Raw genomic sequence first — 19,308 nt, 5'->3', positions numbered from 1 at the left:
TCTATGGAAAGAAAAACTTCGATTCCGCCAGTCGTCTACATTAACTTTGCCTTAGTTTTTGTACTTTTGTTCGCCATCTTCTTTCCCGAGATTCGAATGGCTGTCACAAAACTATTTGCATCTCCTAAACCAATTTCTTCTAGCAAACAAAGCCAGGCCATTCAGATCCAAACTAGTTTTCGCAATGTGTACCGCGAAGCCCAACAATTTGTGGTTTCGATTCGGACAAAAAAAACAGAGATGATTTTCCATCCTTATGCTTTTGGCGAAAGTAGAGAAGATCGAATTTCTTCCATTGGCAGTGGATTTATCATCGATGAGAGAGGGTTTGTTGTTACAAACTACCATGTCATCAAAAATGCAGAGATCATCGAAATCATCATGTCGGATGGTCGCATTTTCCCGGCACGTTATGTGGGAAGCCACGAAAGGGCGGACATTGCTTTGTTGAAAATCCCAAGTAACGACCGTTTTACTCCTGCTTTTCTTGGCAATTCTGATGAAATCGAAGTAGGGGATTGGGCCATAGCGGTTGGCTCACCATACGGACTCGAAAAAACATTTACTGTGGGTGTGGTATCTGCCAAATCTCGAGAAGATTTGGACGAAACGGGGCAAACCCATATCCAAACGGACACAGCCATTAATCCTGGTTCCAGTGGTGGCCCACTTTTGAACATTTATGGAGAAGTGGTCGGGATCAATCGTATGATTCGTTCGTCCTCTGGAGCGAGTGCAGGTATTGGATTTGCCATCCCCATTAGTTATGCCAAACGGGTTCTCCGCCAAATCGAACAAAATGTCGGACAAAATATCAGGCCGGCGACTCTGGGGGTAATGGCCACAGCCCCGCTTCCCGATCACCGGAAATCACTAGGAATTCCTGGGGAAACTGTGGGTGTTTTGGTCTATGATATCGAACCAAATTCTTCCGCAGAGAAAGGGGGGCTTCGGCGTTACGACTTTATTGAAGGTGCCAATGGCCTCCAAATCCGTCATATCAACGATTTAAGAGAACAAGTGGGACTTGTTGGTCTCGGGGGCGTCTTACGGTTGAAGATATTACGGGATACCCAAGAGATGGAATTATCGATCCCTTTGGTCGAGGCCGCCTATAAAAAGGGCCAGTAAATTTTATGAGAAGAAATATAGTCCACTCGGGTGCTGATGCACTCATTTATGAAATCCGCCAGATTGTAGCCCTTGCCAAACAAATTGAGGCAATGGGTGTTAGTATCACCTGGGAAAATATTGGTGATCCCATCCAAAAGGGAGAATCTGTTCCCACTTGGATGAAGGATATTGTCAGTGGACTGGTGGCCCAAAATAAATCTTGGGCCTATACGGCAACACAAGGGGATGAAACCACTCGGAAGTTTTTAGCATCCAAAGTCAACGAACGTGGTGGAGCGCAAATCACTTCCGATGACATTCTTTTCTTTAACGGTCTTGGAGATGCTGTTGCAAAAATTTTTGGATTTATGAGACGAGAAGCAAGGATTCTTGGTCCTTCTCCCGCCTATTCCACGTTATCTTCCGCAGAAGCGGCACATTCAGGATATGAACATCTTACTTATGAATTAAATCCAGATAATGATTGGATGCCTGACTTAGAAGACATTGAGAATAAAGTAAAATACAATGATTCAATTGCGGGGATTTTACTCATCAATCCAGATAATCCTACAGGAGCAGTTTACCCCAAAGAAGTGATGCGGGAGATTGTTAAAATCTGCGAAAAGTATGATATCATTTTAATCTGCGATGAAACTTATGCTCATGTCAATTATTCAGAATGGGGAAGTATCCACTTATCTGAAGTGATTGGTGATAAAGTTTGTGGGTTTGCACTCAGATCCATTTCGAAAGAATTTCCTTGGCCAGGTGCACGTTGTGGTTGGTTAGAAGTTTTTAATCGCAAAAATGACCCAACATTTGAAAGATACATTAAGTCATTGTTAGATGCAAAGATGTTGGAAGTTTGTTCGACAACTCTTCCTCAACTTTCCATTCCACTTGTTTATTCCCATCCAGAATTTTTAAATCATCTAAAATTTAGAAACCAGAAGTTTAAAAAGAAAGCAGAAAAGGCAACAAAGATTCTAACCGGAATTCCTGGTGTTAAAGTGATTCAACCCAAAGGTGCTTTTTATTTAACTGTTCTCTTTGAGGACGGGGCTTTAAAACCTCACATGACCCTTCCCATATCAAATACAAAAGTCCGTGATTTTGTGGCTCCTTTAATGGAAAAAGCAGCCCTAGATCGAAGATTCGTATTGCATTTGTTAGCTTCTGCTGGAATTTGTGTGGTTCCGCTCAGTTCCTTTTGTTGTAATCGAAATGGATTTAGAGTCACACTTTTAGAAGAAGATGAAACTAAGTTCGAGTGGATTTATGAAACTCTCGCTGACAATATCAGGAAGTATTTAGCATCTTAGATGAATTCACGGGGCCGATATAAAATTGGAATTTTTGATTCAGGTCTTGGTGGCCTTTCTGTTTTAAGGACACTCTGGAAAGAAACTTCAAACATTGATTATATTTATTTTGGTGACTTAATCAATTCACCTTATGGTCAAAAATCCAAATCGGAAGTATTGGAACTTTCGAAAAATGCATTTGAATATTTGTTAGAGAAAGATTGTGAAGCAGTTCTGTTTGCTTGTAATACGGCAACATCGGCAGCTGCAGATTTTTTACGGACAAAACATTCGGTCCCAATTTTTGGAATGGAACCTGCTTTGAAACCAGCAGTGGCAGAGAACCCTGGAGTAAAAATTGCTGTTTTTGCAACAGACTTAACATTAAAGGAAGAAAAGTTTAAAAACTTGGTTTCAGGTTTCCCTGTGGGAACAGAGATCCTTCCTGTTCCATGTGAAGGACTTGCCAAACTAATCGACAAAGACCGCTGGGAAGATGCATGGGATTTTTTTGATTCAAAAATAAAAACCGTAGTGAAGGACTGTGATGTTTTTGTTTTGGGTTGCACTCACTATGTTTTTCTAAAAGAACGAATTCTTTATAATTATCCAAAAGTGAAAGTCTATGATGGCAATTTAGGCACTACACTACATATGAAACGAGTTTTGAATCTTCCTGACTTCCATGAAAATAAAAACCAGTTGGATATTCTTTTGAATACTTCTGATTCGGACTATGTTCATTTAGCAGGAAGGATTGCAAAAACAATTACTCCTAACCACACTCTATCCCTCATTAATACTACTACAGGAAAACTCCATGTCTAATTCAAACAAAGTTACGTATAAAGAAGCTGGCGTTGATACCGAAAAAGGGCAAGAGTTTGTGAAACGTATCAAAGCAAATGTTGCTTCTACGCATAACAAAAACGTTTTAGGTGGGTTAGGTGGGTTTGCAGCTTGTTATGATGTTAGTTTTTTAAAATCTTACCAGGAGCCAATTTTACTTTCTGGAACAGATGGTGTTGGAACCAAATTACAAATTGCAAGGTTACTTGATATTCATGACTCTGTTGGCATTGATTTGGTTGCAATGTGTGTTAACGACATTCTTGTGAATGGTGGAAAACCGTTGTTTTTCCAAGATTATATAGCCTGTGGTAAACTCTTTTTACCAAGAATGGAGGCCATAGTATCCGGTATCGTTAAGGGTTGTCAGTTGGCAGATTGTGCTCTTGTTGGTGGGGAAACGGCTGAACATCCAGGAGTCATGCCTGATGATGAATATGATTTAGCAGGATTTGTTGTTGGCGTAGTAGAAAAACAAAAGATGATTGATGGTCGTACAATCAAAGCTGGAGACTCTATCATTGGGCTTGGTTCTTCTGGACCACATAGCAATGGTTTTTCGCTTATCAGAAGGTTGTTATTAAAAGACGGAAAATTACCTTCTTCTGCTGCGGAATTGGATTTTTTAAAAAATTATGTTTTCCAACCTACCAAAATTTATGTAAAAACTATTATGAGTTTAATCGAAAAGTTTTCCATTAAAGGAATGGTTCACATTACTGGTGGTGGGTTTTATGAAAATATCCCACGAGTATTACCTAAAGGGATTGGGGCAGAAATTAATCACCTACCTGAAAGTTATGTTTTTTCTAAATTAGAAAAAGACTATGCATTGGATCGTCATGACATGTATGGAACTTTTAATATGGGAATTGGATACATTCTTGTAGTTGATTCATCTCAAACTGAAGACGTGATGTCTGAATTAAAATCTCTTGGTGAAGATGTTTATTTGATTGGTAAAACTGATTCTACAGAAAAAATTACAATTAAATAGTTAAAGGAAAACTCACTTTAAAAACGGTTCTTCCGGGGATAGATTCAAATTCTACATTTGCATTGTGTCGATTGGCGATCTCTTTTACTAAATACAACCCAAGCCCGAGGCCATCACCGGTTGTCTTCGTTGAGAAAAATGGCATAAACACTTTTGTTTGGTTTTCAGGTGAAATTCCAACTCCAGAATCTTGAATTTCTACAACAACTCTTTCTGATTTTTTAAAACTTCGAATCTGGATTGTACCTTTGGAGGCAACCGCTTGGATGGAGTTCCAAATGATTTGGCTCCAAAGCTGAACTAAATCTCCTTGGATGCAACGAACGTTCCCACTGTATTCTAAATTCAATACAAGATTGATATCTCGTAAAAAATGTTCTTTATAAAGAGAAACTGCTGAATGAATTGTATCGGTTAAAGAATAGTCGGAAAGTTCTAAGTTGGATTGTAATCCTGCAAAGTTTTTCAGTGTGTATGTAATTTTTGAAAGTCGTTTTATTGAATATAATATATGTTCTGAAGATTGTTTTACTAGTAAAATTCTTCTTAAAATTTGGAAGTCTTCTTTGTTTCGAATGATTGGTTTGATTTTAGAGATAATTGAGTGAGATAAATTGCGTATCCCCGAATCAACAAAAAGTTCGGCAAGATCTTCATCAAAAGGTAACTCATGTTGTCTGAAACTTTCTGTCAGTGACATACGGGCTTGCCTATTTGATAGTCCTGTGATGATGCGAAGTCCACTGGCATCAGTCTCAAGAATCAACTGAATCAATTCACTTATGCGTAATGTTTTTTCTTGGATCCTTTCTTCTTCCCATTCGGATATTAAAGTCTCTACTGATGATTTGATCATCCCAATCGGATTGTTAATTTCATGCGCAAGCCCAGAAACTAACTGTCCAAGAGAAACCATCTTCTCGCTCTGGATTAATTTTTGTTGAGCCTCTCTCAGGGCAAAAAGGGCAGAGTTTAATTCAAAATTACTGGATTGTAACTCTTTGGTTCTTGCTTTCACTTTTTCTTCGAGAGATTTATTTAATTCTTTGAGTTCAATTTCTGCAGCACGTTTGGATGTTTGATCAATCCCAATCCAAATGATTTTCGAAGGTTCGCTGCGGTTATCACGAATGATTCCGAGTCGCCATTCTAAAAATAGAATTTGGTTTGTTGTGGTCACACAACGTAAAATTAAACTCTCAGCAATGTTTTGAATTTCGTTGACGTCATCTAACACATCTTTGAGATATTCTCTGTCCTCTGGTAATAAAATTACGTCTTGGATGTATTTTCCTAAAACATCTATCTTTCGTATTCCTAAAATGGTTTCAGCAGCAGAATTGATACTTTCAATCAATCCCTCCGCATCTGTTAACAAAATTAGATTTGCCGCATTATCGAAGACAGTGTTGTTTAAATTTTTTTCCTGTAACAAAGAGATTTCTGTCTTTTTTGATTTTGTAATATCTAGTGCAACTACATCGATACGTTTTTCAATTCCGAGTATATCAAAGGAAACATTCACATAATGTTCTGTCCAAATGAGTGAACCATTGGCGTGAATCATCCGAAGGATCACAGGTGAATTGCCAGCAAACAATTCAGCGATTTTGTGTTGGTCTTCAGGGATGACAATCTCTCTAAAAAAATCTGGATTTTCGTAAAAGAAATTCAGGCCATACCCCGTGATTTCTTCCATTTTCGGACTAATATATGAGGTTTTCGGCTCAGGTAAAAATTCAATATTATATATGATGGCAGGAAGTTGATTGTACATAATGAGAAGGCGTACATTTACATCTTTGATAGTTTTTTGCAAATGTTCTAATTCTTCTAATGATAAGTTTAGTTTCTTTGTTTGAACGTTGAAATTAAAAAGAATACAGCCTACTCCAAATAAAAACATAAACAAGGTATTGATGATATAACCAATTGGTCTATACCATTCTAAAGTGAAAAGGTAAGGAAAGGAAAGTCTTTGGAGGGCAATGGTTAGACAAATGGTTAAAAAGAAAATTCGAAATGCTTGTGGGTAGGTGTTTAGTTTGTAAACAATGACTCCAAATAAAACAAGTGCGGTTGCATTAAAAAGGGAAGATGGGAATGCAATCCAAAAAAAACTTATCTCTGTTAGGAGAAGAGTTACGAAGAGTACATAGGTAAATATGGAAATGGAGTATAAATAAGTTTGTTTGATTTTTTTAGTGGCGATGGGGGAAACAGCAACAATCAGAAGGTAAGAACCAAAAATGGAACAACTTTCTGAAAAGAAAAAAAAGATCTTTTGGTTTTCTTCCCCAAAGAGGTAAAGTGCAAAGTTTCTAAATACGAGAACAGCTAAAAAAATCGCAGTATAGACTAGTTTTACTTCAGATTTGGAGTGTTTTGATAAAAAGTAAATTATAAATGCTAATGAAGTATTAAATATTACAGAAATAATGGTAACTGCAAAGATTACGTTTACTTCAAACGACAACATTATTATAGAAGCTCCATTACTTGTTTGATAAGCTGTTCGTTGTTGAATGGTTTTAACATCCAGGCATCTGCACCTTGGAATAAGGCGTTAGAAATAATCTCTGGTTTGTTTTCTACAGATAAAACTAATAATTTAAAATTGCTGGTAATTACGTTATTTTTAGTTTCACGAATTAAATCTACCCCACTTAGTCCCGGCATATTGAAGTCAAAAATTCCAAGACTAATGGATGGGTCTGCCTTTAGAATTTCTAAAGCCTTTTCTCCTGAATCGCAGGTAATGACTGTATGGCCCTGGCTACTCAGGGCCAATCGTACAATCTTTAAAACTGCAGAAGAGTCATCGACTACGAGGATAGATGCCATCGTTTGGTTATGTTAGCTGAGAAATGAGCTTCACTAAAGATTCGTTTGCAAAAGGTTTGACAAGCCAACCCACGGCACCTGCTGCCTTTCCTTTATTTTTCATTTCATCACTGGATTCAGTTGTGAGCATTACGATTTTCATAGATTTACCATTGTCTGTTTTGAGAGCTTTTTCCGTTAACTCAATCCCAGTCATTCCTGGCATATTCACATCAAAAATACCTATGTCAAAACTAGATGATTCAATTTTTTGGAGTGCATCTGTTCCGTTTGTAGCTGAGGTAACTTCATGTCCTTCTGTTGTTAAGACCAGGTTTAGTATTTTTAAAACCGCTGGTGCGTCGTCGACTGTTAGAATTTTTGCCATTTTATTTCTCCTCTTCAAATAATGGAAATCGAATCGTTAAACATATATCTTTTGTACTTTCATTTCTAAAGTTATTTTCTATATTATAAATTTGAACATTGGATTGATGTTGGTCTAAAATTTTTTTTACCAATGGCAACCCAAGCCCAAATCTGAATTGTTCGAATTTTGCATAACTATCATCAACTACAGATGAAATTCTGAAAAAAGGTTCAAAAACGAAGGATTCAAATTTTTCCGGGATTCCGTTTGTTCCATCGTTATTTTGATAGGCAGGATTAATTACTTTTAATTCTAAAAAGTTTTCTTTATGAAAAAAGATTAGATAAATTATATCTTTCTCTTTCGAATATTTGATAGCATTTAGTAAAATTTCTCTGATCACATAAGAGAGTTTTGTTTCATCAAAACGAATTTTTTTGTCTACAGCGGAAGTTGGGATTTGGCTTAAATTGAATTTTTGTGATTTGATTTCGAGAGCTTCATTTAAAATTTCCATTTCTCTGTTGATAATGGATAGAAGTTTTTGTGGGGGTTCTTTGTTTTCAACTATGGTTTCGTCATCGATGACCGATTGCGAAATGGACATACTATCAAACATACTTTTTGCAGCGTCATAGTTTTCAGATAATAAATCCATAATGGCTTTGGGTATGAAATAATTTTTCCCTTCTTCATCCAGTTTCCCTTTGGAAATTAGAATGCTGACAACACTCATTAAGGTTCCAATGCCACTTCCTTGGAATAGGTTGATATTCATTTGGTGAATGATGTCCGAGGCAATGTTTTCGTTTTCTTTGTGAGAAAGGGATTTTTTCCAATCAAAGATTTCAACCATACGTTTGTAGAGATGATTCTCTGCTTCATTGATGAATTGAGACTTTAGTTTTGTTAAAAGGTATTGAAGAGATCTATCTAAGGTAAATTGGAAATGGTTTGTCTCTATCGGTGTTTGGATAAAATCATAAACCATATGTTGTTTTAACAAGGAAGCTGTGATATCCCATTTGGTTTTGTCAGTGATGATAAGAATCAGTGTTTGTGGGAAATGTTTGGTGAGTTCTGTAAGTTTCTTTTGATCGTCGTCGTTTGTAATGTCTGCAACGTGAAATATAAGAAAGTGAAATTTTCCATCTTCCAAAGTTTTTGCAATTTCTTCAAATTGATTGACTCTCTCAAAAGTGTAATTGATTTCTTCTAATAATTCTGTGACTTGTTTTGTGTTTTCGCTTTCAAATAACAAACTATGCGGAATCATAATGAAGCAATTTCCTTAATTTTTTCTACTATTGTATTTAAGGGAACTTGGTATGTGACGGCTCCTAATTCGTAGGCAACTTTTGGCATTCCGTAAACCACGCAGGTTTCTTTGTTTTGTCCAATGGTGAGACAGCCTTGGTTTTTTAATGCCAATAGACCAGATGCTCCATCGCTACCCATTCCGGTGAGTATAATGCCGATACTATTCTCTGCGATTCCTAATTCGTTTGCAGATTCGAATAAAACATCCACAGAAGGTCTATGCCCATTTTTTTTATCTGTTTGGAATATTTTTGTATAATACTCTGCACCAATTTTTTGAATCCCAAGATGATAATTCCCTGGAGCAATGTACACATGACCAGTTTGTAAAACTTCTTTGTCTTTTGCTTCTTTCACCTGCACCTTTAAATCAGAATTGAGTCGTTGCGCAAACAATGAAGTAAAGTTTTCAGGCATATGTTGTGCAATTAGGATAGGTGGAAATGTTTCATCCACGTCGTTTAATAAATTTCGTAACGCAGTTGTTCCTCCTGTGGAAGATCCAATGAAAATAAATTTTCTTTTGAAGGTAGTTCTTTGGTGTTCTTTTTTTGTTTTTGGGAGTTCTGTTTGATGGTAAATATTAACTCTCGTTATGTTGTAGTTTAGACTTTCGTTTAATTTTGAGAGTAAATCTTCTTTGGTTTCGGCTAAACTTTCAGGAGTGCCTATTGGTTTGGTAACATAATCAAAGGCTCCTGCTTCCAATGCTTCCAATGTTATACTAGCACCTTCTGTGGTGGAGGAACTAAACATAATGACTGGCATTGGGTATTGTGGGAGAAGTTTTTTTAGAAAAACAATTCCATCCATTCCTGGCATATGAACATCTAAGGTCATAACCTCTGGTTGTTTTTCTACGATGAGATCCCTGGCTTCAAAAGGGTTTGCTGCTTCTCCTATCACTTCCCAATTTGGATCGGATTCAATCCAACGTTTGATCATACTGCGTACGGATTTTTGATCATCCACAACAATGACTGTGTGTTTTTTCATATAGTCACCGACGATAAATGATTGCTAATGAGTTTTCTTACATCGAGGATTAAACCTGCATGACCGTTGCCGAGTATGGTGCAGCCGGCAAGACCATTGATATTTTTAAATATTGGTGATATGGGTTTAATTACAATTGACTGGTTTCCTAAGATCTCATCAAAAACAATTCCCATTTGTTTTTCGTGTGATTCTGTAACGATTAAGTATTTTTCTTTCAGGGATCTTTGGTCGTTTAATTCAGAATCTTTTCCAAATAGTAAGTTTATATCGACAATGGAAATCTGGTTGGTTCTATATTGAATACTATGGTTGTTTTTATATAATTCGTTGATTGGTTCATTGGAAAGATACATGGATTCCTTTACATCAATGGAAGGTAAAATAAAATAAGTGTCCGATTTACGAACCACAAGTCCTTCAATGATGGCAAGAGTCAAAGGAACTCGAATGAGAAATGTTGTCCCGTATCCATAGTTCGAAAATACATCAACAAATCCTTTTAATGTGGTTACATTTTTCCTAACCACATCTAGACCAACACCTCTACCTGATAAATCTGTTACTTGGTTTGCAGTAGAAAATCCAGGATGAAATAAAAATTCCCAAACATCTTTGTCTTCCAAGTTTTCTGTTTCCGATTGGTGGATGAGTCCAAGTGATACGGCTTTATTTAAAATTTTTTCCCGACTGAGACCTTTTCCATCATCGCGGACTTCAATCCAAACTTCTTTTCCAGATTGGTTTGCTGTTAGTTGGATCGTTCCTTGCGGTTGTTTGCCAGCTTCTTTTCTTTCTTGCGGTGTCTCTAATCCGTGATCAATGGCATTTCGAATGATATGAACTAAGGGGTCATACATTTCTTCTATGATGGATTTATCTATTTCAGTATCTTCTCCGGAGATACTCAGTAACACTTGTTTGCCTGTTTTTTTGGCGGTGTCTCTCACGAGACGTTCCATTCGAGTGAAAATTCCGGCAATCGGAACCATCCGTAAACTAAGAGTGATTTCCTGAAGGTTTCTTATTAATTTTTTTAACTGTAGGGCTGTTTTTTGAAAGTTTTCAAGTTTGAGTTTTGTGATATCGGGATGATCCGTTACCATGGGCTCTGTGATGACAATTTCCCCAACAATGTCGAGAAGAGAATCCAGTTTATCGGTATCAATTCGAATGTCTTTTTTGATTACAGGTTTTTTTTCCGTTTTTAAAATCTCTTCTGTTTTTTGAAGAGATTCTTTCCCCAGTGTTTCTTCTTTTTTTGCGAACAGTCCAAACTCTTCTTTCGGTGCTTGTTCAGAATCATTTGTAAATAGACCAAACTCTTCTTTTGGATTTGGATCCGAACTTTCTAAAAACAATCCAAATTCTTCGTTTGAATTTTCGCTCAACTTTGTTTCTGAAAACAATCCAAACTCAGATTCTTCTTGTTTGGGTTCAGCGAATTCTTCTGTTTGAATTTGTTTCAGTCGGATTAAATCATTTTTTTCGTTTAGTTTTTTTAAAAATTGAGTTTGTTCCTCTTTATAAAAATCACCACCAGAAGGAGATGATTCTTCGTGTTCCACTAGTTCGTTTAAGTGGTCAAGGGCCGTGATGAGTAGTTCTAAAGTATCTTCATCTTGCGCTTCTGGATGGTTACGCAAATAATCGAGAAGATTTTCGGCAGCATGTGCCATTTTTACGATAGCGGATAATCCAAAAAAACCAGAACTTCCTTTAATAGTATGGAAATGTCGAAATAATGTATCAAGTAGATCTCTTTCTACGAGACTTCCATCTAACGTTGATTTCTCGAATTGGAGTAGATCCTTTTCGATGTTTTCAAGTGTTTCCCGTGCTTCTAGAAGATATTCTAATACATCGTCTCTTTCCATGGATTAATTTCCCGGAATGTCCTTAATCAAAACAGTTTCTTCTTCCGTTAGTAATCTTTGTAGATTGATTAGAATTTTTACCGAATCTCCCACTCTTCCTGTTGCATAAATGAAACGAGAGGATTTGGATTCTCCAATTTTTGGAGCTAAATCTATATTTTCTGAAGGAATCCGCAAAACATCGTTTACAGTATCGACGATCAAACCAAGAGGCAAACCATCCAACTCAACAAGAAGTACACAAGTTCTTTCGTGATAGGGTTTAAATGGAATATCAAATCGCATTCGAACATCCATCACTGGTATGATTTTTCCCCGTATATTGATTACACCTTTTAGGAAAGGTGCCGTTCCAGGGATTGTAGTAATGGCTGGTAGAGCCAAAATCTCTGTTAGGTGGCGAACTTCAAAAGCATAATCCCTATTTTCCAAACTGAAACAAAGATACAAATCTTTCATGGTATCTTCATCTGCGTCCATGTCCCATGATTTTAATTGCTGACTCATCACTGGCCTACAGTACGATTCTTGGTCTTTCGACCCGAGTGAGGGCTGTTGATTTGGCCCCATCATCTTTCAATTTGAAACTCATGATCACAGAACGCATAATTTCAACTTGTCGTTTTAGGGTTTCACTGGAGGCGGCCACTTCTTCCGCAGATGCAGCAGTCGTTGATGTGACGGTTGTTACCTGGTCAATTCCTTGGGTGATTTGTAAAACGGCAGATTTTTGTTCATGAATGGATAATGCTAAATCTTTTGTGAGATTACTTACATTTTCAGCACTATCTGAAATTTGGCCAAGAACTTCGGCTGTTTTTTCAGTAGCATCATTTCCTAGTTTTACTTTTTTCATCGAAGACTCAATGAGTAGGGTGGTTTCGTCAGCAGCATTTGCACTTTTTTGAGCAAGATTTCGAACTTCTTCTGCGACGACAGCAAATCCTTTCCCATGTTGTCCTGCTCTTGCCGCTTCTACCGCTGCATTGAGTGCTAAGATATTGGTTTGAAATGCAATATCATTGATGACTTTGTTGATTTTTGAAATTTGATCAAAAGAATTACTAATCTCTCCCATTGCAGAGACGAGATCTTTCATTTTTGAATTTCCTTCTAATGCTTGTTTTGCGGTTGATTCTGAAAATTCCGTCATCCTTTCTGCATTTTCTGCATTTGCAAGGAAACTGTTACTGATTTCCGTGAGGGTTGCTGAAATTTCTTCTACAGCACTTGCTTGTTCGCTGGCTGCTTCTGAAAGAGAAGTGCTGGCATCCGCTAATTGTTGTGCTCCCAAATCCACTTCTTGTGAGGAAAAATATAGTTTTTCCACTACATCAGACAAATTAATGAGCATACGACGTAAACTTAAACCCAATTGGTCTCGTTCAGATTTGAGTGTGACATCTGCACTGAGATCAGAATTAGCAATCCGTTCTAAGTGTTCGGCTCGTTCTTTGATAAAAGAAACAAGTTCCATAAAGGCTTGTGAAAGTTGTTGGATTTCGTTTCCTTCTAAGTGTTTTGCATTGCCATGAGTTTTATGTTTTGTTTCTAAATCAACATCCAAATCTCCGATGGAAACGGTTTGTGCAACTTCTACAATTTTTTTCATAGGAGCGGCAATGGAATCGGAGAAAAAGATCGCAATGACAAACACCAAAACAAAAGCAATGGCAACTACTGCAGTGACAATGGCTAAAGAACTTTTGAATTGTGCTTCTGATTTATGATATTCTTCTTTGGCCACTTTCAATTGAACACGAATCAAATCATCTAGGTGGTGTGTGAGTGGTTCAAAGATGGGATACATATCCACAGTGACAAATTTTTCAAGTTCGACTTCGTTTCTTGTTTCTAGGAGGATGCGGAGTTGTTTGACCCCGGCTTTGAGTGGGGGAAATTCTTTTTCCATCTGATCAATGATCGCTTTTTCTTCGGGAACAAGATAGGTTCCGAGATATACTTTCCAAACTGCATCTGCTTTGGCTTCTGATTCTCTAATTGATTCCAGTGCTTCTTCCACTGTAATTTTTTTGGATCGGACCTTATTGGCGGAATCTACAATTCCAATCAAATAGGCATCAGAAACTTCTTTGATTTGGCTAATTGGCACCACTCGATCTTCAAACACAGTATGAAGTGATGCTAAAATTTGACGTGCCGAATAGAAACTAGCTCCTGCGACAACAATCATCAATAGAATGGTTACCATAAAAGCCAAAAGTAATTTGACTCGAATTTTAAGATCGTGAATCCATTTCATAGTTTTTCCCTAGAGGTGGACGGAATTTTAATTTATGAATTGGGTTAGTCAAGCCTTTCCTAATATTAAATTAGGAAAAAACAAACCGGACAAAGTGGAACTAAAATGTTTTTGAATATCCTAAGCTAACATAGAATAAATGAGATGGGATTTTTTGTAGGGTATATGATTCTCTGAGCCAAGTTTTTGCAAATGCATCCACAAGGGAATTCCCGGTATTGATCTGTTCGATTGAGTTAAGAATTGAGGTATTGTCCGCACCATAAATCCGAGAAGGATTGGTTACTTTTCCATCTTCTGAACTTCGGTTCCAGTGTGCTTTGTTGGGATCACCTCCCGCATATCCATAATAATTATTTGTGTCCCAAAGGTAGAGGTCCGGACGAAAGATATGTGCTAGTTTGATAAAAAAATCACCAAAGAAAAAGGAAGTGGATGTGGTGATGTCTTGGATTCCGTTGCGATTATCAACCGCATTATTACTCATGGCATAACCTAAATTGAAATGAGGCATAATCCGAAAAAATTCTTCTTCTCGAAATGTATAGGAAGCACTTAAGGAAAGATAATTTTTTCCGGACATAAGTCCGCCATTCTCAGTAGAATACTGCGTGTAGTAGGAAAGGGTAGGTTTCACTATTTTTAGAAAGGGAAGTTTCCATTGTACAAAGTATTCGTGCCAAACAAGCCGTGTGATGGCGTCAGGATTATTCGCATTTTGTATGTTAGATGGTCCTCCTGAAACATAAGGATTTTGTTTCTGAGTGTTCGGAGCAAGAATTGAATTGGGTGTTTTTTGGAATGTATTATAAAACCAAATCCCAACCACAAAATCTCCATAACGACTGGGATCAAAATGATAACTCATGGAAAAAAACATTCCGTCCGATCGTTTGTTACCGTTTGGTTCTTTTTTCGGACCATAACCACCATTTGGACTGTATCCCAAACAAGGATCGTTTCCTTCTCCGCCGTTTGAGATTCTTTCTTGGATGGAACGAACACAAGGGTCCTGGTCGTACGGATCATAAAATTTTGCCTCTTCTCCCAAATAAGAAGGCCCAACACCACCAGGTTTTGATTGGAATATACGCCTATCCGAATCTCTATCGTCTCTGTTTGTTAGTTGGAAATTTCCAAAAAGGGACCATTGGAATTTTTTTTCCGGTGACCAAACATTGATACTGGGTTGGAGAGCTGGGGCATAAGTAAAACTTTGGTAGGTGGCACCATTCCTACGGTTTTCGGCTTCCCCTGCGAAGGAATTTCCTCTCCAAAGAAAGTCCGATACAATTTCTGTATTCGTTTCAATGAGGAGAGGTTTTGTTTCATCGAGTTTTGTTTCCGACCAAGTAGGGGACGTTATGATAAGAATCAGAAATAAAAAACTAAGGACTTTGATTTGCAAAAATGTTTTGGAATGTTTCACGAAATCTTCTCCCTCCTTCTTTTCGAATCGGATCGAGGAGGATTGTTTCCGAATTTCCATTGGAAGTTAGGATAACCTTATATTCTTTTTTGTATAAAAACACATGTACATATTGTGCAAATGCTTCTGCATAGGTATCATCTGCATTTGTTGCTGCATATAACGAAACAAACCCAGTATTGGTTAGTTTTTTATAAATTAGTTTTCCTTCTGGAAATAAGGAAAGAGTTGGAGAACTTTGGTAAAATTTGATTTTGTTTCTTTCGGGAAAAAAAGTGGCTTCGTAGGGAGACTCAGTTTCCGACCACCATATTCCATCGAAGAGAGGAAATTTTCTAAAATCTCTTTGTGCTTCTGAAAAATCGGGGAGTTGTTTATAAACGATGGATAAAATATGGCCTAACTCATGTAAGATGATGAATCGAAGTGCAATTTCTTTGGAATTAGAATCATCTAAGTGGACTTGGATGGAATGTTCCTTAGAAGGTAAAAAAGCTGTAGATTCTTTTTTTGTGGCCCAGTCATTACAACCTTGGATGAGGAGACCCGAATCTAAAAATAAGATCCCACCGATTGGTTTTCCCTGCTCATCTCTGACAATCCCTGTGAGTCCTGTGGAACCTAAGTCTGTGACAAAAAATATTCCGTAAACATAAGAATCCAAAAGCCTACTGAGTTCTTTTGGCATGGATTGATTCATTTGGCCTAGTTCTTTTTTCCAGGGAGATAAATCCTTAGTGGGTTTGGGAACGTCTGCAATTCCATCGATGGCATTGATGTTTGTGAGAGTGTCCAACCGTTTGGAATCCAAAGGATAAACTCTTGTATTCCAACTGCCTTGGATCTGCGGAAGATTCTTTGATTGTAATCCAATATTATTTTTTGCCCAACTGGCATACGGGTTTTCGGGAAGGGAAAATGAATTGGGTGTGCAGACCCAAAAAAGAAAAGGAAAGAGGGATATGATGTAAGGATTCGTTCGCATTTGCCGATTGTATTTCTATATGAAAGGATTTGTTGGTCTATGCTTTTTTTTACCCGGAATCCTTTTCGCTGAAATCAATCCGTGGAATTTACGACCTGATGTTCGGATTTTAACTAGAAAAGAAGTCTCTCATATTGTAATGGAAAGGAGGCCCGACCATTACCGGGTGACACTCATTGTTTCCGAACGATTCCCCTACAATTATAAGGCCCTGTCTCACCCTTTTTTCTTCCGAATGGAAGATGAGAAAAAAGCGTTCGAACTTGCGAATCAAATGGACAAGTATTTGGATTCCGGAAAACCTTTCACCATCACCTTGAATGGATCAGAGATCCAAACTTTGGTATGGGGAGAACCCTGATTGACACGTTCGTTTTATTTATACTTTAAAGAAATCTTTCGTAAACCTACTAAATCAGAATGGGAGATTTTAAAGTTAGTAGAAGCCCGCTATGATAAAGAATATACCTTTTATATTTTTATCACTCATATCATTGTTTATTCCTTATTAATTGCACCTCCGTTTTCCGAAATCCAAATGCGAATTTTGCCGTATCTTCTTGGTGTATCGATCGCTCGGCTGATTCTACTATTACAGTTTTATACAAAAAATATTCCGATCCAAAGAGTCATTTACTTCAGTGGGTTTGTAGGAGATGGTCTTGTATATGTAGTTTTTATGTTGGGAATCCATTCCTTCCCATCCCTTGGGAGTTTTTATTTATTAAACTCCTATCTCATGTCTTTTATTTTTCCCATTCTTTTGTATAGCACAAGGCTTGATCCCAAGGCATGTATCCTGAGCGCTTTTTATTTTTCTATATTACATATTGTTTATATATTTAATTTACCTTCTTCTGTTTCTGATCAGTTTTCTTTTTTTAGTAAATACTTTTTGATTTTAGTGTATTGGGGGAGTGCGACTCTCGGAACTGTTTTTGTTTTAAACAAACGAAAAGACACAACAGACATGTACAATCTTTCGGAAGAAAGAAGGTTTATGTTACACGAGTTAGAACTTGCAAAAAAAGTACAAGATGCACTCTTCCCTGGTAATATCAAAATTCCTAGTCTTGCTTTTACTTATTATCGAAAAAGTCCCAATGTCATCGGTGGTGACTTCTTTGATTTTGTACAACTCCGGGAAGGAAACGTTGGAGTTTTTTTAACCGATGTGGCAGGTCATGGAATTTCTTCTGCGATGGTTGCATCCATCATGAAAGTCCTTGTATCCACCATTCCTTATCGTTTTAAAACAGCTCCAGCCAAACTCATGGATTATTTAGATGATCGTTTGGCTCATGACTTAAACAAATACCATGCCTCTGCTATTTATTTATTTTTTGATTTTATCGAAAAAAAATTAACCCTGGGAAATGCAGGCCATCCCTATTTGATTTTGGCACACAAAGGGGAAGACTTTCAGGAATTGGAAACCCAAGGTGCGATTCTTGGGTTCAATATTAAAATCCCTCCAATTTCCGAAAAAACAATGCCCATTGCTTCAGGTGATCGTTTTTTTATTTATACGGATGGTCTCATTGAATCGACAGATCCAGAAGGAAATTCCTTGGGAACTGAAGGCCTACTGGCACTTCTCAATCGACACAGACAAAGTTCTAATATCAAAGAACTGGAACTTAGGTTACTCACCGAATTAAAAACCAACTACGGACTCGATAGTTTTTCTGATGACACCATGTTTCTCATATTGGAAGTAGAAGAATAAGGAGAATTCATTTGTCTTTTTTAGATATCCAAATTAAATCCAATTTTGCTCTTGTTACCATCAAAAGGCCAGAGGCCTTAAATGCACTGAACGACGTAGTCATCACACAGATCGGTGAGATGGTGGAAGAATTGGAATCCAATCCAGCCGTAAGAGGGTTCATTCTGACTGGAGAGGGAAAAGCTTTTGTGGCTGGGGCAGACATTGCTAAAATGAAAGAGTTTAATGTTCGGGAAGGACAGGCTTTTTCTGAACTTGGACAAACTGTTTTTAGAAAAATGGAATTATCAAATCTTATCTCTATTGCTGCTATCAATGGATTTTGTTTGGGTGGAGGAATGGAGTTGGCTATGGCATGTGATATCCGTTATGCGGTAGCTTCTGCCAAATTAGGTTTACCTGAAGTGACACTTGGTTTACTTCCAGGATTTGGTGGTTCCCAAAGACTTCCTCGACTCATTGGAGTGGGAAGAGCTACAGAACTCATTCTATCCGGGGATATGATTTCTGCGGACGAAGGATATAGACTTGGCCTGATCAATAAGGTTGTCGACCCAGCAGAGTTATTAAACGAATCCGAAAAAACACTTTCTACTATTTTGTCTCGTGGACCTAACGCGATTAAGGCGGCAAAAACTGCTATTCGCCAAGGTTTAGAAACCAATATGGATCGTGGATTGGATTGGGAAAAACAACTTTTTGGTGGAAGGTTTGCCGACGAAGAAACGAAAGAAGGTCTTTCTGCTTTCCTCGAAAAAAGAAAACCAAACTTCAAAGGTTAATCTATGAAAACACGGATTGGAATTCTACTCGTTTTACTTATTCTTTCTGTTTGTAAACAGGCAGAATCCTTTCCGTCACAAACCAATACTCCCGAGGTTCTTTTCGGGAGTGTAGCTGACCGTGTTTTGAAATTAGAAATTGCCAACACTCCTTCTACGAGAGCCACAGGTCTTATGTATCGTACGAAACTCGGAGAGGATGAAGGAATGCTTTTTGTTTTTCCTCGTTCCGATTTTTTAAGTTTTTGGATGAAGAACACCCTTATCCCTTTGTCGATTGGTTATTTTTCAGAAGATATGCGACTTTTAGAATCATTCGATATGAAACCCAACCAAACCGAAGAAGTTTATAATGCAAGAAAACCGGCGATGTATGCTTTGGAAGTCAACCAAGGTTGGTTCGCCAAACATAAAATCGGGAAAGATGCAGTACTTACTTTGGAACGAAAGGTCAGCGCTCGCGATTAA

18 protein-coding genes are annotated in these 19,308 nt (G+C 37.5%); 8 read left to right on the top strand and 10 right to left on the bottom strand.

What is annotated here, in order from left to right:
• Positions 1 to 3 precede the first annotated feature (3 nt).
• The 4 genes from EHQ47_RS19310 to purM are packed head-to-tail and all read left to right on the top strand — an operon-like array spanning position 4 to position 4,266.
• The gene (locus tag EHQ47_RS19310) at positions 4 to 1,131 is read left to right on the top strand and encodes a S1C family serine protease (protein ID WP_135748403.1); all 1,128 of its coding nucleotides are present in this window, start codon (positions 4 to 6) and stop codon (positions 1,129 to 1,131) included.
• Between the two features lie 5 nt (positions 1,132 to 1,136).
• Entirely contained in the window at positions 1,137 to 2,438 is a 1,302-nt protein-coding gene (locus EHQ47_RS19305; RefSeq protein ID WP_135748402.1) for a pyridoxal phosphate-dependent aminotransferase, read from the top strand.
• Positions 2,439 to 3,248, top strand: coding sequence for a glutamate racemase (murI, locus tag EHQ47_RS19300; protein WP_135692446.1), 810 nt, complete (start codon positions 2,439 to 2,441; stop codon positions 3,246 to 3,248). It abuts the gene before it with no gap.
• Positions 3,241 to 4,266 (top strand): phosphoribosylformylglycinamidine cyclo-ligase, encoded by a 1,026-nt coding sequence (purM, locus tag EHQ47_RS19295; protein ID WP_135750014.1) that lies wholly within the window; start codon positions 3,241 to 3,243, stop codon positions 4,264 to 4,266. The genes murI and purM overlap by 8 nt, the downstream gene beginning before the upstream one ends.
• Here the strand turns inward: purM and EHQ47_RS19290 are convergent.
• The 10 genes from EHQ47_RS19290 to EHQ47_RS19245 form a co-directional block, all read right to left on the bottom strand.
• On the bottom strand, positions 4,259 to 6,745 hold the full coding sequence (locus EHQ47_RS19290; protein WP_167483318.1) for a PAS domain-containing sensor histidine kinase: 2,487 nt from the start codon (positions 6,743 to 6,745) through the stop codon (positions 4,259 to 4,261). The genes purM and EHQ47_RS19290 overlap by 8 nt on opposite strands.
• 2 nt (positions 6,746 to 6,747) lie before the next feature.
• Entirely contained in the window at positions 6,748 to 7,110 is a 363-nt protein-coding gene (locus tag EHQ47_RS19285) for a response regulator (protein WP_135777896.1), read from the bottom strand.
• A 7-nt stretch (positions 7,111 to 7,117) separates the two neighbouring features.
• On the bottom strand, positions 7,118 to 7,477 hold the full coding sequence (locus EHQ47_RS19280; protein WP_135749036.1) for a response regulator: 360 nt from the start codon (positions 7,475 to 7,477) through the stop codon (positions 7,118 to 7,120).
• A 1-nt stretch (position 7,478) separates the two neighbouring features.
• Positions 7,479 to 8,735: a sensor histidine kinase gene (locus EHQ47_RS19275; protein WP_135750013.1), complete on the bottom strand. Its 1,257-nt coding sequence runs from the start codon at positions 8,733 to 8,735 to the stop codon at positions 7,479 to 7,481.
• The gene (locus tag EHQ47_RS19270; RefSeq protein ID WP_135748655.1) at positions 8,732 to 9,775 is read right to left on the bottom strand and encodes a protein-glutamate methylesterase/protein-glutamine glutaminase; all 1,044 of its coding nucleotides are present in this window, start codon (positions 9,773 to 9,775) and stop codon (positions 8,732 to 8,734) included. The genes EHQ47_RS19275 and EHQ47_RS19270 overlap by 4 nt, the downstream gene beginning before the upstream one ends.
• Positions 9,772 to 11,652: a chemotaxis protein CheA gene (locus tag EHQ47_RS19265; RefSeq protein ID WP_135777894.1), complete on the bottom strand. Its 1,881-nt coding sequence runs from the start codon at positions 11,650 to 11,652 to the stop codon at positions 9,772 to 9,774. The genes EHQ47_RS19270 and EHQ47_RS19265 overlap by 4 nt, the downstream gene beginning before the upstream one ends.
• A 3-nt stretch (positions 11,653 to 11,655) precedes the next feature.
• Positions 11,656 to 12,159, bottom strand: coding sequence for a chemotaxis protein CheW (locus tag EHQ47_RS19260; RefSeq protein WP_135777892.1), 504 nt, complete (start codon positions 12,157 to 12,159; stop codon positions 11,656 to 11,658).
• Positions 12,160 to 12,166: 7 nt separating this feature from the next.
• The gene (locus EHQ47_RS19255; RefSeq protein WP_135748658.1) at positions 12,167 to 13,915 is read right to left on the bottom strand and encodes a methyl-accepting chemotaxis protein; all 1,749 of its coding nucleotides are present in this window, start codon (positions 13,913 to 13,915) and stop codon (positions 12,167 to 12,169) included.
• A 100-nt stretch (positions 13,916 to 14,015) separates the two neighbouring features.
• Positions 14,016 to 15,344, bottom strand: coding sequence for a hypothetical protein (locus tag EHQ47_RS19250; protein WP_135748659.1), 1,329 nt, complete (start codon positions 15,342 to 15,344; stop codon positions 14,016 to 14,018).
• On the bottom strand, positions 15,304 to 16,329 hold the full coding sequence (locus EHQ47_RS19245) for a hypothetical protein (RefSeq protein ID WP_135777890.1): 1,026 nt from the start codon (positions 16,327 to 16,329) through the stop codon (positions 15,304 to 15,306). Before EHQ47_RS19245 ends, EHQ47_RS19250 begins: the two co-directional genes overlap by 41 nt.
• Positions 16,330 to 16,468: 139 nt before the next feature.
• On the opposite strand from EHQ47_RS19245, the gene EHQ47_RS19975 reads away from it, so the two are divergent.
• Genes EHQ47_RS19975 through EHQ47_RS19225 form a run of 4 tightly spaced genes read left to right on the top strand, consistent with a single transcriptional unit; the run spans position 16,469 to position 19,308 of the window.
• On the top strand, positions 16,469 to 16,690 hold the full coding sequence (locus EHQ47_RS19975; protein WP_425269592.1) for a hypothetical protein: 222 nt from the start codon (positions 16,469 to 16,471) through the stop codon (positions 16,688 to 16,690).
• Positions 16,691 to 18,058 (top strand): PP2C family protein-serine/threonine phosphatase, encoded by a 1,368-nt coding sequence (locus tag EHQ47_RS19235; RefSeq protein ID WP_135748661.1) that lies wholly within the window; start codon positions 16,691 to 16,693, stop codon positions 18,056 to 18,058. It abuts the gene before it with no gap.
• Between the two features lie 5 nt (positions 18,059 to 18,063).
• Complete coding sequence (locus EHQ47_RS19230; protein ID WP_425269593.1) at positions 18,064 to 18,840, top strand: enoyl-CoA hydratase-related protein; 777 nt, start codon at positions 18,064 to 18,066, stop codon at positions 18,838 to 18,840.
• Between the two features lie 3 nt (positions 18,841 to 18,843).
• The gene (locus EHQ47_RS19225) at positions 18,844 to 19,308 is read left to right on the top strand and encodes a DUF192 domain-containing protein (RefSeq protein WP_135748663.1); all 465 of its coding nucleotides are present in this window, start codon (positions 18,844 to 18,846) and stop codon (positions 19,306 to 19,308) included.

Origin of the sequence: Leptospira bourretii (genome assembly GCF_004770145.1) — a bacterium.
Lineage (GTDB): Bacteria > Spirochaetota > Leptospiria > Leptospirales > Leptospiraceae > Leptospira_A > Leptospira_A bourretii.
Note: the sequence above shows the minus strand (reverse complement) of the source record. Positions and strands in the feature narration are given on the sequence as shown.